This window comes from Fontibacillus panacisegetis (assembly GCF_900102215.1).
GTDB lineage: Bacteria > Bacillota > Bacilli > Paenibacillales > Paenibacillaceae > Fontibacillus > Fontibacillus panacisegetis.
Window position 1 is genome coordinate 142,577 of the sequence record NZ_FNBG01000008.1, and the last position, 15,794, is coordinate 158,370.

Sequence of the window (15,794 nt, forward strand, 5' to 3'; positions counted from 1 at the left end):
TCTCAGTCTCTTAAACTTTCGTATTCTAGTTTTTTGATTCTTCCGAGGTTTCGCTCGATGCAATTTGCTTCTCATACCATCACCTCACCTTGTCACGAAGCCGCCCTAAATCATCAAAACCGCCCCGGACCCCACGATGCTGGATCAGCCAATGGAGAGCTTCCAAATGATCACCGGCAACCAGTGATGTGAGGATATCCTCATCACCATTTTTTCGCCGAATCGGATTTAGTCGTCCAACAGGCACAGTATGGACGGCTTGCACGTTAAGCCCCCATGCTACGGCCTTGGCTTGAGCTAGCGGTGGAATCTCCAGCGATTCAAGACCGATCACATCCAATGCCCTGCGGCTGAGCGCATGCGGAATGGCCGTCATTGACGTTCCCTGCAAATCGGGTCTCAGCATCCATGCATTAAGCACATACTTGGCTACAACGACAGGATGAGATTTCTTTTTCGCCGTAGGGCCTGAGTAGCCGTTTAATGCTACATCTACTCCAGAGACCACTGCATCCACGTAAGGGCGCAATTGTTTAGCGGGAATAACCATATCCGCATCGATAAACAACAATATAGAACCTTTGGCAACAGATGCTCCTATGCGACGACCTACATCATGTCCAAGCGGAGTCTCGGATACGATCAGTTTTGCTCCCAGCCGCCGCGCCACTTCCGGTGTCCCATCAGTTGAGCCATTCGCTATGACAATTATCTCGCTACGGGGATGCACCCGGCCAGCTTCTCGCAGAACGTCAGGTAAAGTCGCCTTTTCATTCATCGCTGGAATAATGATAGAGACCAAAGGTTCGGGATGATTGTGGAGCCGCTGGACTGTCTTACGGACTGCCCGCTTGCGATGTATATGAACTTTGCTGACTTTGCGTGTGTTCCGTTTGCGTTTCCTGATCAAATCTCCACCACCCTAGCTTCAAAATGTACCGGAGCATATACCATAGTGTATGTTGCTTCTATGAGGTTGCAACGGCAAACGTACAGTCTTGCTCCCTTCGCTCAATAGACAAAAAAACAGCGCAGGATGATATCCCTTCGCTGTCTATAAATCCCTGCTCATTAAGTTCAGCCACCGACTCGATGTATGCTGCCAGCGAAATGAACTCCTTGCAAGCTCTCTTCCTGCTCTGCCCATTCTTCTTCGCTCTGCCTCATTACTCAGCAGACGAAGGATCGAACTAGTAAACCCTTGCCCCATAGCTGAGGTTGGTATAAGGTAGCCGGATACACCATGATTGACAATCTCCGGAATTCCTCCATTATCAGCGGCTACAATCGGAACAGCGGAGGCCATTGCTTCCACGTTTACAAGTCCGAAGGCTTCTTCTCCAGTGGAAGGTACGGCAACCACATCAGCAAGATTGTACCAAACCGCTATTTGCGGATAAGGGACAAATGGCAAAAACACGATCCTGTCACCTAATGGTTCAGCCATTGACTTCAGCTTGCGTACATAACTGGTTTCTCGATCCCCACTGTAAAAAGCACTTCCGACTATAAGCAGCATGGCCTTCGGCTCCCTGCTCATAATCGACGGCCATGCCTCCAATAAATAATGGACTCCTTTAGATGGGAGCAGCCGGCCTACATAAAGCACGATTTTCCGATCACTCCAGCCGAGATCAAATAATCTGGCACTGCGCAATGATTCCCCCGTCGTCGTCCACCTTGGAATGAAATCTTCCAGACTTACGCCCAGATGATTTACATAGGTTTTCGTTTTCAAGGAAGGAAAGCGCTCGATGATAATATTTTTTAAATATTCACTATTTACAATTAGCCCATCTAAACTATGAAGCATTTGATGAATACCTATCTCTGTGTGCTGGGCCGGTGAAATAAACGTTGTAGAATGAAGTGTAAGAAAAACCTTAGCTTTTGAAAGGCCACGCTTAAGCTTGTATGCCAGCATAGGGCGATTGTGCACATCAATCACATCAGGAAGACATTTTCGAAGATGCATCAGTACGGAATCTGCATAGTGTTGCCCGGCAGGCAGGCGGAAGCATGGAACCGATCCAATATTTCCTGCAGAAGGCAAGCCTTCACCGATAGGTCCGTAAATTGAAATTTCCAGCTGCTCAGCCCCCAAAGGAGCGACCTTTTCTATAACACGTTCTACCGAACTGCTTCGACCTGAAGGAATGACGAAAGACCCTGGCGTAATAATTGCTACTTTTTGTCTACCCAAGGACGTCCCCCCCTGTGTGATAATCATTCACTTCTATTTCTATTTTAAATATACGGCGATTCCGTGTTTAGTGTTCCTTAATGATCTCGCCTATCAGGCGAATAAAAAAGGCTGCTGCCGAGAGAACAGTCGTCCACTCTTATTCTACGAGGACAACATAGGTTAATATTGAAGCCGTAACGAGGAGGTATGCCTATGGGGCAGGACTATGTCGGGATTCTGCTCAACTCTAGCATGTATAGGGGAATTCCCCAGCGGAAGACCGGGCAAGAGTCGTTAACCAACCACGAAGAAGCGGCGCGTAAATATGGATTCACCCCCTGCTTCTTTCGTCTAGCAGATATCAATCCAGAGCAAGGCACCAGCATCGCCTATATATCGAATGGCAGGGAGTATGTTAAGGCGGTCATTCCAACCCCAGCTGTCATTCATAATCGGGCACTATATCCAGATTCATCATCCCATCGCAAAATACGAAAACTCACCTTAAATGGGACAAAAGTGTTCAATATCAACAACCGATATTCCAAAGATTTTATCCATGACATTCTATGGGGTGAACCTTCTCTCCGTCCTTACTTGCCATATTCAGTGTATGCATCAACCGCGGCAATGCGTATAATGATGCAGCGATATGATGATCTCATCGTGAAGCCAGTACGCGGTTCAGTGGGTCAGGGTATTATGCGATTACAACGAATAAACGACGCGTGGAAACTAACCTATGCACCAGCCTCATCAAAAAAGAGCTGGTCATCGATCAAATTAAGACGCGGAGAACTTCCACCTTGGGTTCGTCGTCTGTGGCTTCGCGTGCCTTACCTCATTCAGGAAAGAATCCCTTTAGCAGAGTATCACGATCGTTCTGTGGATCTTCGTGTTACTGTGCAGCGCGGAATTAACGGAACATGGAGTATTACTGGATTGTTTGCAAAAGCAGCTACACAAGGCAGCTTCATCTCTAACATCGCCAGAGGCGGAGAAGCTCTGCCTGCACCGATGGTATTAACTAAAGCATTACCAGAACTATATATACCTGCAGTCATTTCCAGAGTAGAGCTGTTAGCCCTCACTTGCGCACAGCTGCTCTCTAGCCGTCTGCCGTTAATGGCTGATTTAGGACTAGACATCGGCCTTACAGACAACGGGCATCCATACTTTATAGAATGCAACGGACGCGACCAACGCTACGGTTTTCGCAAAGCAAATATGATCGATGTATGGCTGGAGACATACCGGCAGCCGATGGCATTTGCCCGTTATTTGCTTAACACCCCCTCCTCCCCTTTGCTCTTTGATCACTCTGTAAGCCCAGCGGCAAGTTACCGTCGATAGGCTAATAAGGGGAACAAAAACGGCTACATCATCTCCCATGAGATCGTAGCCGTTTTCCGCATCTCTATATACCGCTCTTGTATCTGACATCTTCAATTCCGAAAATCGGCAGCTGTGCAGCCAGAACAAATGCTGCAACAACTGAAACACATAGTACGATCACTACTATTGGATCATATTTTGTAAACACAGAAGGATAATAATAGGTTCTCTTGTTGTCACTGACAAAGGCCTTGGACTCCATCGCCACTGCTACACGATGAGCTCTGCGAATACTCTGAGCCAGCATTGGAACAGCATATAATTTAATCTGTAATATCCATCCCCGTATTCCCTTTGAGGATTTGGTTCCTCGAATGGCAAGTGCGTTTCTGCGAATTTGAAACTCCTCCCACACCATGGGCAGAAGTCGAATCGAAGCCATAAAACTGTACGCATATTTTGGAGGAAGCTTCGCTTTTTGCATAAGGGCATAAAATAGAGAGACTGAAGGAGTTGTCAGAACGAATAACAAGCCCTCGGCCGCAAATGTCACCGACTTAATACCGATATGCACCCCGCGAAAAAAACTTTCTTCAGAAATTCGAATAAGCCCCCATGTCCACCACATGGTATCCCCTTTACCAAATAGAATCATACTGGAAGAGGATGAGATAAATACAATACAAAAGGACAACACGATGATCATAATTTTCCAAAAAGCATACCCGCTCTGCCAAAACAGCAACACTGTAAAAATGACCATTTGGTAGAACATAAAATCCATCCGGTGTGTAAACAATGTCATTAAAAATAACAGGACCATACCTACCAATTTGACTACCGGGTTAGCCAAATGCATCCATGTCTTAGTACCGGGAACAAGCAAGTTTCTTACCCTCATACCATAACCTCCATGGTACGATGATGATCTTCATTCATAACGCCAGCGAGCTTCCTTCCTCGATCCGTTACTTTTTGAAGCAAGGTTCCCTCTCTCACTTCCCAACGATGTGTTGCTAACCGATTGGCTATCATTTCTTCATGTGTAACCATGATAATAGCAACCCCGCTTTGGCGAAGCTCCTCACATAATGAGAGAATAGCGAAGGTATTTAACGCATCCTGCCCAAAGGTTGGTTCATCAAGGAGCAGGACAGATTTTTCCAGCACAATTGTACCTGCCACACTAAGTCTTCTCTTTTGACCAAGCGATAGCTGAAAAGGGTGTCGCCCTTCAAGCCCCGAAAGACCAAATTGTTCAAGCGCTTGCTTCACCTTGCTCTGCAATTCTTTATCCGACATGTCTGTTTCTTTTAATGAATATGCGATTTCACTACCAACAGTATCCTCGACAAATTGATATTCTGGATTTTGAAATACAAATCCAATATGCTGTGATGATAGTTGTATTTGTAATTTCCGCTTTTTCTTGCTCACCATCTGCTGTCCCTGAAGAAGATAACTGCCTGACGTATTAATAAGGCTCATGAGGCTAAGCAGCAGCGAGCTTTTCCCAGCTCCATTCGGCCCTGTCACAGCAACAAAATCACCAGGATAGAGGGCTAATCGCTCTACCTTGACCACAGACTTCCCATAACGAGTTCCACAAAAATCCTCTAGTTCAATAATAGGATTATTCAAAAATTGAGAATTCCCCGATTCCATAATCTTTGTTGACACCAGCAATTGTCCTGAAGGAGACCGGAAAAAATCCTCCCATACGCCCGGGTACCATATTCCGTACTGTATTAGCTCTCTCTTATATTTCTTGAAAATTTCAGCAGGCGGCGCCAAAGCTAGCATCTCACCCCCAGGTCCAAACAATGCTACTCTATCGACCAAACCGAGCCCAAGCAATTCTTCAATTCGATGCTCTACGATGATCAGGGTGCGGTTATTCGATATTTTATGGACGGCTTGCCATATTTGCTCTCTGCCTTCCGGATCAAGCAAAGCTGAAGGCTCATCAAGGAATATCACTTCCGGATTACATAGCAGCACCGAAGCAAGCGCCAATCGTTGCTTCATTCCCTGGGACAGGGAATCTATAGGAACATGCACGTCCTTAAGCACTAGACCTACTGCTTGCAGAGCGTTGTTCATTTGCAGAGACATATCTTCTCTTGGAACGCTCAAATTTTCCAGCACAAAAGCCAACTCTTCATCTACATAAGGCATGCAAAATTGTGTGTCCGGGTCCTGAAATACAATTCCGCGCGAGTCGGGTATCGTTCTGCTTGAGCAGCGCATCGGAGCTTCAATAAGCTCCGGGATAATACCGGACAACACCTGCAGGAGCGTAGATTTACCGCATCCGCTTGGACCCAGCAGCAATATTTTTTCTCCTCGCCTTACCTCCAGAGACAAATCATTAAACACACGGGAACGCGATTCCTCGCCAGAAAATTTCAGTCTTAGATCGGTAACTCCTGCGACAATGTCATGTTTTTTTTCGTCCAGCTCATGCATACGATTGATTTCTATCATTTCTTTTAGTCATCCAGTGCTGCATAATCACTGTCACTCACAGGCCGCAGCTGCTGTGTAACTCCTGTAGCTTCCACTGCTTTAGCTATCGCATATGCTAGATAACCGGCAATCAGTGCAGCGCTTATACCACGAAGTACATACTTCGTAACCAGCAGCCAGGTTTCATAATCAGCAACATATCCATAGTAGATATCAGGAATGATTGAACCGATCGCGGCACCAACCCCAGCCAATGCAGCCACAGACCCTGAAAATTTCCGATAACGAAATGCAGCAAATACTAGCTCAGCCCCTAATCCTTGAAGCACGCTATACAAAAGCAGCTGTATCCCCCATTCACTGCCAAACAGAATTTCCACATGAGCCGCGGCAACCTCAGCGATAAGCGCCACACCAGGCTTGCGAATCAGTAAAAACACTAGGGTAGCAGCAATGAACCACATCCCGTAAACAAGTTCATCTGCCTGCGGAAACAACGGTGAGAAGAGATTATAGACCGAGCTCCAAAAATGATATACTACGCCAAGCACAATCGATACGATCATCGTCACTAACAGATCGCTTAGTTTAAGTCCTCTTTTCACTGGTTTTACTTGTACTACTTCCTTTACTTCGTGCATGAATGCCACCCCTTCTACTTTTTTTGTTCTTGCAGCAAAACAAAAAAGCCGACTGAATAAGTTCAGCCGGCAATAGGTCCACGGGAAAGATAGACATCCGTTATTAACGGACGTGCGGATTCTCTACGCTGGCATTATCCAGATCAGATTAACGGTCCGCAGCGGAATATACTGCAATCTCAGCTTGGTTCACCCAAGCCCCCGTATCCCTATTTTGTTAAATACAATATAACGAATCGATTTCAAACAATCAAGAAAAATAAATTATTACTATAATGCTGTTGATTTAAATCCCATTCTATGTCAATATAAGCGGAAGTGAAAAACGGGTGTTCCCAAAGAAATAGGAGGATACGTCTTGTCCGCTAAATGGTTGATATGGATGACTGAACTTACATCACGCAAATGGATTTCTCAGCTCATGGGTAGATTCTCACATTCGAATATAAGCCGCTATTTAATCCCTTACTTCGCAAAATCATACGGTATTCCATTGCATGAGGCAGAAAAGGAATTACAGGATTACCCTACACTCAATTCATTTTTTACACGTAAATTAAGGCCGGGTATGCGACCGATCCAACAGGAGCAATCGGGAATGACTAGTCCGGTAGATGCTCTCATTACATTCATGGGAACCATTCAGTCTGGTACTATCCTAAACGTCAAAGGCCAGGATTACTCTCTTGATGAGTTGCTCAATCACTCACCTAGGGCAGAGGCATACAGACATGGCTACGCATTTGTTCTCTATCTTAGTCCAACGGATTACCACCGAATACATGCTCCGGTGGCCGGAACCAAGATGGAAAGCGAACATATCAAGGGTAAGGTCTATCCTGTCCATGATTTTGCTATGCGCCACATGAGAACTGTACTTAGCCGCAATGAACGCTTGATTACATACATTTCACATGAATATGGAGAAATTGCGTTAGTGAAAGTCGGAGCGATGAACGTCAGTAGTATCGTGTACTCTAATGACAAAGCAACAAAATGGCAGCAAGGGGACGATCTCGCTTATTTCGAGTTTGGCTCTACTGTTGTGCTCATAACCAAAAACAATACTTTTGAACCGCTTTCACATCTTACAGTGGGGCATAAGGTGCGTATGGGTGAATTGCTTGGAAGATTTAAGTGAGGTTGTCTTACAAGATCAAAGCTGAGAGCTGTTAATAAAAAATAGCGGAAATAGCTTCCCTTATTTTTAGAGATTACAGTGATTATGAAAAATAAGGGAGGTCTTTTCCTCTATTCGTGCCAAAACTGCTCCAAAAATTGATTGGAACAGCCCCTCGAAAACGTTATTCTACGTTTATTGCACCTACTGAAGTAGTGAGTGATACACGTGGCCCGCCGTCTCCCCGCTTGCTTTCCCCCTTGGACGCCCCGTTAATGACACCTACATCGGCATCTAAATCAAGAATACAGGATACTGCATCAGCCAGCTTCAAATCAATGCTACCGACATCAGCTACAGCTTTAAGACTGCCGTCGCTATCGATTTGTCCTATTTCAAGGTCAATACTTCCTGTAGAGGAGGACAATGAGGAATCTCCTGAAAAATGAGCTCCTTTGATTTCTATTGATCCTACATCAGCTTGAATACGATATTCACCAGTGATATCTGCTAAGGCAATTTCGCCCACATCATTCGTAACATCCAACACTTTCACATTACTAGGCAAGCCGATCTCATAGTCAATACTGAAATCAGAATATCCGTATTTGCTCTCCGACCAATCCCACAAATCCTGCTCAGGATGATCCTTCGCGTGAGTGAAAACGCGAGCCTTATCTCCCTCGATCACCACTGACACTTCGGCTTGCTCTATAACCTTCTGCAATTCCTTCTTACTGCGGAACAGCGATGTAGAAGCTGTTATCGTCGATTTGGCAGTTATTTTAGTTCCTGAAACACTTCGAATATCTATGTCTCCTACCGCATTGTTCATATGTAAAGTCGTAGCTGTTCCGACCTCTTCTTCCGTAGTCACTTCCTTGGCATATCCATTCTCCTTAACGATTTCCTTGCTGCTCTTCGCTACTTCAGAAACAGCGTTCTCTATCGTTCTTGCCGATGAGTTTATAGCTTGCTCTGCATTTTCACCTAGTCCTCCGCAACCTGTCATCAGCCCAAGCAGCACTGTAGCTGCAATCAGACCAACAGGTTTCAATCCCTTTTTCCTATTCATCCTTCGTTCCCCTTCCCACATCAAACATCTACTGTTACCAGTATATCCATTGGAAAATAATTGAACACAGGCTGAAGACTTGCCGATTTCCTAGACCAAAGTCTGGGAAATTCCCTAACGTATAATTTATGAAAGTTTTCAGCTTAACGCAAGGGTTCAAAAAAAGGACAAAAAAACGACATCAGGACATTCGCCTTTGCCGTCACTCATGACATATACTGCTGTATCAAAAAAAATGCGAGGACTCCACCGTGTTGAATAACAAAATTGACCCGTTTGAAGCTCGTTATATTCCCGATAACTGTGAAATGCTGCTTGAACGATATTTTCATCCCTTCCGCCACAAAAGCATCGGTGTGGAACAGCCATATATGACGCATTATGGAAAACAAATGATGCTTTATGCAGACTGGGCCGCAAGCGGAAGATTGTATGCGCCTATAGAATCCGTCATTGCCGAATCCTTTGGACCTTATATGGCAAATACGCATACCGACTCAAGCCACAGTGGCCAGATCATTTCTCAAGCGTATCAAACGGCACGTCAAATCATTAAAAAGCATGTCCATGCGAATAATGAAGATGTTCTTTTGCTTCCGGGGGCGGGTATGACCTCAGCTATCAACAAGCTGCAACGTCTGCTAGGTCTGAAGGTTCCAACGTGGCTGTATCCGTTCGGTTCGTCGGCGACATGGAAGCATAATGATCGTCCAGTCATTTTTGTCAGTCATATGGAGCATCATTCCAATCATATTTCCTGGGAAGAGACAGTAGGAGAAGTAATCGTCGTTGACCCTGGTTCAAACGGTGAAGTATGTCCAAACCAGCTTAGAAGAGCCCTAAAATATTTTCAAAGCCGCAGCTATAAAATTGGAGCATTTACCGCCTGCTCTAACGTCACCGGACTTACTACTCCTTACCACAGCTTGGCCAAGGCCATGCATGAGTATGGCGGGCTTTGTTTTATCGATTTCTCCGCTTCAGCTCCGTATGTTCCTATCAATATGCACCCAGATGATCCCTTAGAGCGACTGGATGGCATCACCTTTTCACCCCATAAATTTCTCGGTGGCCCGGGGAGCTGCGGGGTATTGGTACTCCACGCATCCCTCTGCAGCAATCCCGTTCCTGATCATGCCGGAGGCGGCACTGTTGAATGGGTGAATCCATGGGGAACTCGGCGTTATATTCGTAATATTGAAAAGCGGGAGGACGGGGGGACCCCGCCCATACTACAAAGTATTCGAGCAGCGTTGTGTATCAGCTTAAAGGAGAAAATGGGACTTCACCTGATTAAAATGAGAGAAGCTCAGCTAACTGCCCTGCTCCTAAAAGGGCTGCAGCAGATTCCAAACCTTATCGTCTTAGAATCTGACAAGGTGGATCGACTGGGGATCGTTTCCTTCAACATTGCAAACTGTCACTATAATCTCGTTGTCAAAATGTTAAGCGACCGCTACGGAATTCAAACACGCGGCGGCTGCTCCTGCGCGGGTCCGTATGGTCATTATTTGCTCGGAATAGCGCCTGCACACTCTCATATGATAGAACATCATATCGCTCATGGAGACAATTCTATGAAGCCTGGTTGGGTTCGTCTATCGCTTCATCCCATTATGACCAATGAGGAAATCACCCGCATTATTTCAGCTATTGCAGAAATCGCTTATCATTACGATTTATGGCGTTATGATTATCACTACAACTACTGTACTAATGAATGGACGCATATTCACGATCGGTCTGTGCGTTTACAATCCTCGGCAGCTATTCAGGCAATGTTCGATTTGTAAAAGAGTCCCTATAAAAGCAACAAAACAGCGATCCAATGGAACGCTGTCTCTATATGACATGCTATATAATTAAATGAACATATATTAGAACCAATTATCATCGTTTCGGTCAAACCGTTTTTGTCGGCGAGCACGATTACGAAATATGCTTTGACCTGGTGCAGCAATGTGATGGCTGCGTATCCGCCGTCTTTTCACCATGTGATGCAATTCCTCCTTCCAACCAGACTATAGTTACTATTAACCATCTGGAAGAAGAGTGAACCATGCCGCTAAATTTTCCATTTTAATATAAATTACCTACATTCCATTAGCGAATCTCGGACGGACTTTTTCCAGTGTATTGTTTAAACTGCCGACTAAAGAAGAAAATATCTCGATACCCGAGCGCATCCGCGACCTCTGTAACGTTCATGCCTGCATGAAGAAGCAGATGCTGCGCCCGGTCGATTCGCGCTTTAATTATATAGGATTGGACGGATAGTCCAATGATCTCTTTGAACTTTATAGAAAAATATCGTGGGGAAAGCCCGGCACGTCCAGCCAAATCCTCTACTTTATGTGGTAGACCCGGATGCTGAATTACAAAATTCGCCACCTCGTGAATAATCTCAGTTAACTGGTTGCTTACTTTTTTCTCACGCGGTACTTCCTTCTCTTCTCGCAGCAAATAGATGAGCAGCTGCTTCAAAATAAGACGGGCTTCCTCCTCCGCTCCATAGGCCTGCACCAAAAACAACCGAACATAACGAGATAGCATATATTCAAAATCAAGCGTATCCTGCAGCTTGCGGTAAGGACCCGGAACCTCATATACTGGCTCATCCACATCAAAATGAATGTAGGTGAGTACAAGCGGACGCTGCGGATTGTGAGTGGCCATCGTATGATCGCCCTTACGGAACAGAAAACAGCTCCCTTTGCTGACAGGAATCTGCTGATCGTTAAGAGTAACCATGCCTTCACCGCTCCACACATAGAACAAATCGTAGTTCTGAAGCGGCTTTTCCCGCTTATGCCATTTCCATCCTGGCTCGCATACGATTTTTGCAAAAGACGGCTTCAAAATAAATGATGACGGTGATATGTGTAGCATGATCATCCCCCCAAAAATTACAATACATCTTTATAGCTTGTCTTCTTTATGTTTTCTTTCCTAATTATACTCCTTTTACACTATTTCTGAATATCCCTCCATGCCATTGTCAAACGAAAAACTCCTTCTTTCAGCTCATATTCCTCCAGATGGGACAAACTGAAACAGGCAGCTGGAGATCCAGTACCAAGCTGGTACATAGCCGCGTCCCGAAACTGAACTTCTCTATTGTAGGCAGCATGGAGAAAATCCTGATATTGCTCCGGAGAGTGTTTCCATGGAGCATACACCAGAAGTCCTGCATCAGCAGACTTCAGATCGAACAAGCTTGTCATCCCCTCTTTCTCCATAAGCCGACGAAACAGCTCATGCTTTGCTCCATATATACGCCTCATCCGGCGCAAATGGCGATCATACTCTCCACGAAACATAAACTTGGCGAGTGCGCGCTGCTCGATTCTTGCGGATGATACGGGCTCATACAGCTCTTTGGATCGAATAAGCGGAACCACTAACCCGCGAGGGAGTACCGCGTAACCGATTCGAAGCGAGGCGAACATCGTCTTGGAAAAAGAGCCGATGTAGACGACTCGATCCTCACTGTCGAGCGCCTTAAGCGGCTCCAGCGGGCGGCCGCGCCAGCGGAATTCACTATCGTAATCATCCTCGATGATTACGGCGTTCACTCGCGCGGCCCAAGACAAAATCTCCGCTCGGCGCGCCGGAGATAACACCGCCCCGGTCGGGAACTGCCGACCCGGGGTCACAAACAGAAGCCGCGCGTCCCAATCGCGCGGCACGATCCCGCCTGCGTCTACCTCGGCCGGAACGGCCACGCCTCCGCAGGCGTACACAGCCCTGGAGAATCCGTGATAACACGGATTCTCCAGCACCGCTGGCTCGCCTTCGCTCAGCAGCAGCTGAGTCAGCAGCATGATCGCCTGCATCGAGCCATTGAAGAGGCAGATTTGATCTGCCTCTGCGGCGATCCCGCGGCTTCTTCGCAAATGAGCGGCAATCGCCTGACGAAGCTCTATATCTCCAGCAGGATCAAGAGGCATGCTTAAGCTGTCCGAAGATTCCCGAGTAGCCCAAGCCAGGGCGCTTTTCCATTCCTTATATGGAAAGGCGCTCATCGAGGGTCCGCTATCCTGAAAGGAAATCATCCTTTTTTTATTAATCTGTGCATTTTTCCCTCTATGTAATTCATTGCTACTGGAAACATCAAACTCCATTACTCTCCGTCCCCATGAAGACAACGTAATAGACGCAGATTGACTACGGCTTACTTCAGGATTCGGTATGATGTCAGCAACATAAGTACCGCTTCCTATGAGGGAATAGACATATCCTTCCGCCTGTAGCATGTCATAGGCTTGAGCAACGCTTCCCCTAGACAAGCTATATTGTTCAGCCAGCTCCCTTGAGGAAGGAAGCCGGGTTCCTCCCCGTAAAGTTCCCTCATGAATCGCGGCTCGAATGGCGTGGTACAGTGCTAAATACTTATATCGATAGCTTTTCTGATGAGCATCCAGCGAGATCGTAAAGTCCATTCCTTTCATCTCCTTCGAATCTGAACTGAAACCTCACAACAATTGGACCAATAAAAATAATGTAAATTGGTTCTTTTTTCATGTCAATCTATATCATAAGCTGAATTCAACATTTTTCATTCATTCAAGTACGGAGGGAACCCTTAATGAGAAGAAAAGAATTCGCAGTAGAAGACAAGCAAGAAATCGAGAAATTTTTAAAGGAAATGACCTTTGGTTTTCTCGGGACTGTAGGTGAAGACGGCTGGAGCAGAGTGACTCCGCTTAATTTTGTGTATGACGGCAATTATTTTTATTTCCACGGAAGTCTTGCAGGCGAAAAGATGAAGCATTTAGCGCATGATCCCAGAGTCAGCTTTACGGTTGCCAAGGAGTACGCGATCATTCCGTCATATTTTACCGATCCGGTATTGGCTTGTCCTGCTTCTGCTTTTTTTAAAAGTGTTATGGTAAGAGGAAAAGTAGAAAAAGTGGAGGATCTTGATGAAAAAGCTTCCGTGTTCACTTTATTTATGGAAAAGCTCCAGCCTGAGGGTGGCTATCAGCCGATCACAATAGACATTCCACAATATAGAGGACAATTAAAGGCAGTATCTCTGTGCAGAATCGTTCCAGAATCAATCACTGCTAAATTTAAATTTGGACAAAATACAAACGGTGAGAAGTTCGAAGGAATCGTGCAAGGCCTTCAGGAACGAAATTGCCCTATGGATCACGAAACGATTTCCTTAATGAAAAAATATTGTCCCCACCATAATTAAAATTGATATGGGAACGCGCGATTTATCCGTGACGGTAAAGGAACGAAATGATATAATGTTAGGCAGTCAAAACGGCACTGTCCTATATCAAAACCGATTGGAAGGATGAAACGTAGATGAACCCACTCGCGGAGCAGTTAAACGAGAATCTGAAATCCGGCAATGTCCATGTGTATGAAATGCTGTCTACACTGGGTAAAGAAATTTATTTCCCAAAAGAAGGTATTCTGAGCCAATCTGCCGAAGCTTCGGCTAACGCTAAGAAGTATAATGCCACTATCGGAATCGCTACAGAAAATGGCGGACCTATGCACTTGGCATCGATTCAAGAAACGTTGTCAGCATATAAACCGCAAGATCTGTACCCATATGCACCTCCCGCAGGTAAACCTGAGCTGCGCAAAGTATGGCGTGAGAAAATGCTGCGTGAGAACCCTGCCCTTACGGATAAAAGCTTCGGCAACCCAGTCGTTACCAATGCGCTTACTCATGGCCTAAGCATTGTAGCTGATCTTTTTGCTGATGAAGGCGATGCTGTTATCTACCCTGATAAAAACTGGGAGAACTATGAATTAACATTTGGTATTCGCCGTCACGCAGAAATCATCAACTATCCGCTGTTTACTGAAGATATGAAATTTAACAGCCAAGGCTTGCGTGATGCACTGCTGGCACAAAAGGATAAAGGTAAAGCGATCGTCATTCTGAATTTCCCGAACAACCCAACTGGATATACTCCAGGTGCAAAGGAAGGCGAGGAGATCGTATCCGCGATCAAAGAAGCTGCTGAAGCTGGTATTAACGTTGTTGTCGTTACAGACGATGCCTACTTCGGACTGTTCTTCGAGGATTCCTTGTCCGAATCATTGTTCGGTAAACTATCCGGTCTGCATCCTCGTATTTTACCTGTTAAGGTTGATGGTGCAACCAAAGAAGAATATGTATGGGGCTTCCGTGTCGGATTCATCACATATGCGGCTGAGAGCGGGGATGTTCTGGCTGCTCTGGAACAAAAAACGCTCGGGATCATCCGTGCGACCATTTCTAGCGCTTCCCATCCGTCCCAAACGTTCGTTTTACAAGCATTAAAATCACCAGATTTTGAAGCTCAAAAAGAAGAGAAATTCGCTATTATGAAAGGTCGTGCCAATAAGGTCAAAGCCCTTCTGGACAGCGGAAAATATGGAGATGTATGGGAATACTATCCTTTCAACTCAGGCTATTTCATGTGTCTCAAGCTGAAAACAGTAAATGCTGAGGCGCTTCGTCAACATTTGATCCATGAATATGGAGTTGGTACCATCGCTTTGGGAGACACTGACCTTCGCGTTGCATTCTCTTGTATCGCTGAAGAAAATCTGGAAGATCTGTTCGATCTGGTCTACAAAGGTGTACTTGATCTCCAGGCATAAAAACTCAATTTCCAATTTCATTCGTACACTAGCCCAAGCACGCCTCCTTTTACGTTCATAGTATATGGTGTATAAACCATCCAAAACGTGAAAGGGGAATGTACATGAGTGGAATTGCTGAAGATAGAGGCGGATGTTGTCCGGGACCAGGACCTGGATATGGTAGTATGTTTACAAGTACTGGAGCAATCCTTGTACTCTTCATCCTGCTGGTAATTATCAGCCGTACATTTGTATATTAATTAAGATACAAACAAAGGGGCTGTCCCAAAAGTAGGTTTAGTGTCAAAACTAGAAATAGCGGTGCAAGGAAGACGCCCCCTGCACCGCTTGATCCTGCCGCATTCTATGACC

14 protein-coding genes and 1 riboswitch are annotated in these 15,794 nt (G+C 45.5%); of the genes, 6 read left to right on the forward strand and 8 right to left on the reverse strand.

The genetic code is table 11. The annotated features are described in order from the left end of the window. Positions 1-79 precede the first annotated feature (79 nt). On the reverse strand, positions 80-910 hold the full coding sequence (locus BLS49_RS09365; RefSeq protein WP_245742318.1) for a glycosyltransferase family 2 protein: 831 nt from the start codon (positions 908-910) through the stop codon (positions 80-82). A gap of 144 nt (positions 911-1,054) precedes the next feature. Then, complete coding sequence (locus BLS49_RS09370; RefSeq protein WP_091228829.1) at positions 1,055-2,203, reverse strand: glycosyltransferase family 4 protein; 1,149 nt, start codon at positions 2,201-2,203, stop codon at positions 1,055-1,057. Between the two features lie 195 nt (positions 2,204-2,398). Here BLS49_RS09370 and BLS49_RS09375 point away from each other — a divergent pair, with 195 nt between their 5' ends. After that, the gene (locus tag BLS49_RS09375; protein ID WP_091228832.1) at positions 2,399-3,538 is read left to right on the forward strand and encodes a YheC/YheD family endospore coat-associated protein; all 1,140 of its coding nucleotides are present in this window, start codon (positions 2,399-2,401) and stop codon (positions 3,536-3,538) included. 64 nt (positions 3,539-3,602) lie between these two features. Here BLS49_RS09375 and BLS49_RS09380 read toward each other — a convergent pair whose 3' ends face one another. From BLS49_RS09380 to BLS49_RS09390, 3 genes are read right to left on the reverse strand one after another with little or no spacing between them, the layout of a single operon-like run. After that, positions 3,603-4,421 (reverse strand): energy-coupling factor transporter transmembrane component T family protein, encoded by an 819-nt coding sequence (locus BLS49_RS09380; RefSeq protein WP_091228835.1) that lies wholly within the window; start codon positions 4,419-4,421, stop codon positions 3,603-3,605. After that, positions 4,418-6,007, reverse strand: a complete 1,590-nt coding sequence (locus BLS49_RS09385; protein WP_091228840.1) for an ABC transporter ATP-binding protein — start codon at positions 6,005-6,007, stop codon at positions 4,418-4,420. Before BLS49_RS09385 ends, BLS49_RS09380 begins: the two co-directional genes overlap by 4 nt. A 5-nt stretch (positions 6,008-6,012) precedes the next feature. Then, positions 6,013-6,630, reverse strand: coding sequence for an ECF transporter S component (locus BLS49_RS09390; protein ID WP_091228843.1), 618 nt, complete (start codon positions 6,628-6,630; stop codon positions 6,013-6,015). A gap of 103 nt (positions 6,631-6,733) precedes the next feature. Continuing rightward, a riboswitch (TPP riboswitch) is annotated at positions 6,734-6,845 on the reverse strand. Between the two features lie 143 nt (positions 6,846-6,988). On the opposite strand from BLS49_RS09390, the gene asd reads away from it, so the two are divergent. After that, the gene (asd, locus tag BLS49_RS09395; RefSeq protein WP_091228845.1) at positions 6,989-7,771 is read left to right on the forward strand and encodes an archaetidylserine decarboxylase; all 783 of its coding nucleotides are present in this window, start codon (positions 6,989-6,991) and stop codon (positions 7,769-7,771) included. A 163-nt stretch (positions 7,772-7,934) separates the two neighbouring features. Here the strand turns inward: asd and BLS49_RS09400 are convergent, their stop codons facing one another. Then, positions 7,935-8,825 carry a hypothetical protein gene (locus BLS49_RS09400; RefSeq protein ID WP_091228848.1) on the reverse strand — a complete coding sequence of 297 codons (891 nt, stop codon included), beginning with the start codon at positions 8,823-8,825 and terminating at the stop codon, positions 7,935-7,937. Positions 8,826-9,133: 308 nt separating this feature from the next. Here BLS49_RS09400 and BLS49_RS09405 point away from each other — a divergent pair, with 308 nt between their 5' ends. After that, positions 9,134-10,618, forward strand: a complete 1,485-nt coding sequence (locus BLS49_RS09405; RefSeq protein ID WP_091228897.1) for an aminotransferase class V-fold PLP-dependent enzyme — start codon at positions 9,134-9,136, stop codon at positions 10,616-10,618. Between the two features lie 310 nt (positions 10,619-10,928). On the opposite strand, the gene BLS49_RS09410 is transcribed toward BLS49_RS09405, so the two are convergent. Beyond that, positions 10,929-11,714 (reverse strand): helix-turn-helix domain-containing protein, encoded by a 786-nt coding sequence (locus BLS49_RS09410; RefSeq protein WP_091228849.1) that lies wholly within the window; start codon positions 11,712-11,714, stop codon positions 10,929-10,931. Positions 11,715-11,794: 80 nt separating this feature from the next. Next, entirely contained in the window at positions 11,795-13,267 is a 1,473-nt protein-coding gene (gene pdxR, locus BLS49_RS09415; RefSeq protein ID WP_091228852.1) for a MocR-like pyridoxine biosynthesis transcription factor PdxR, read from the reverse strand. Between the two features lie 146 nt (positions 13,268-13,413). Between pdxR and BLS49_RS09420 the strand changes: the two genes are divergently transcribed. The 3 genes from BLS49_RS09420 to BLS49_RS25760 all read left to right on the forward strand — a co-directional run bounded on the left by BLS49_RS09420 (position 13,414) and on the right by BLS49_RS25760 (position 15,682). After that, positions 13,414-14,028 carry a pyridoxamine 5'-phosphate oxidase family protein gene (locus tag BLS49_RS09420; RefSeq protein WP_091228855.1) on the forward strand — a complete coding sequence of 205 codons (615 nt, stop codon included), beginning with the start codon at positions 13,414-13,416 and terminating at the stop codon, positions 14,026-14,028. A 116-nt stretch (positions 14,029-14,144) separates the two neighbouring features. Further along, positions 14,145-15,440 (forward strand): aminotransferase class I/II-fold pyridoxal phosphate-dependent enzyme, encoded by a 1,296-nt coding sequence (locus BLS49_RS09425; RefSeq protein ID WP_091228859.1) that lies wholly within the window; start codon positions 14,145-14,147, stop codon positions 15,438-15,440. Positions 15,441-15,553: 113 nt separating this feature from the next. Then, the gene (locus BLS49_RS25760; RefSeq protein ID WP_425432134.1) at positions 15,554-15,682 is read left to right on the forward strand and encodes a YjcZ family sporulation protein; all 129 of its coding nucleotides are present in this window, start codon (positions 15,554-15,556) and stop codon (positions 15,680-15,682) included. Positions 15,683-15,794 lie beyond the last annotated feature (112 nt).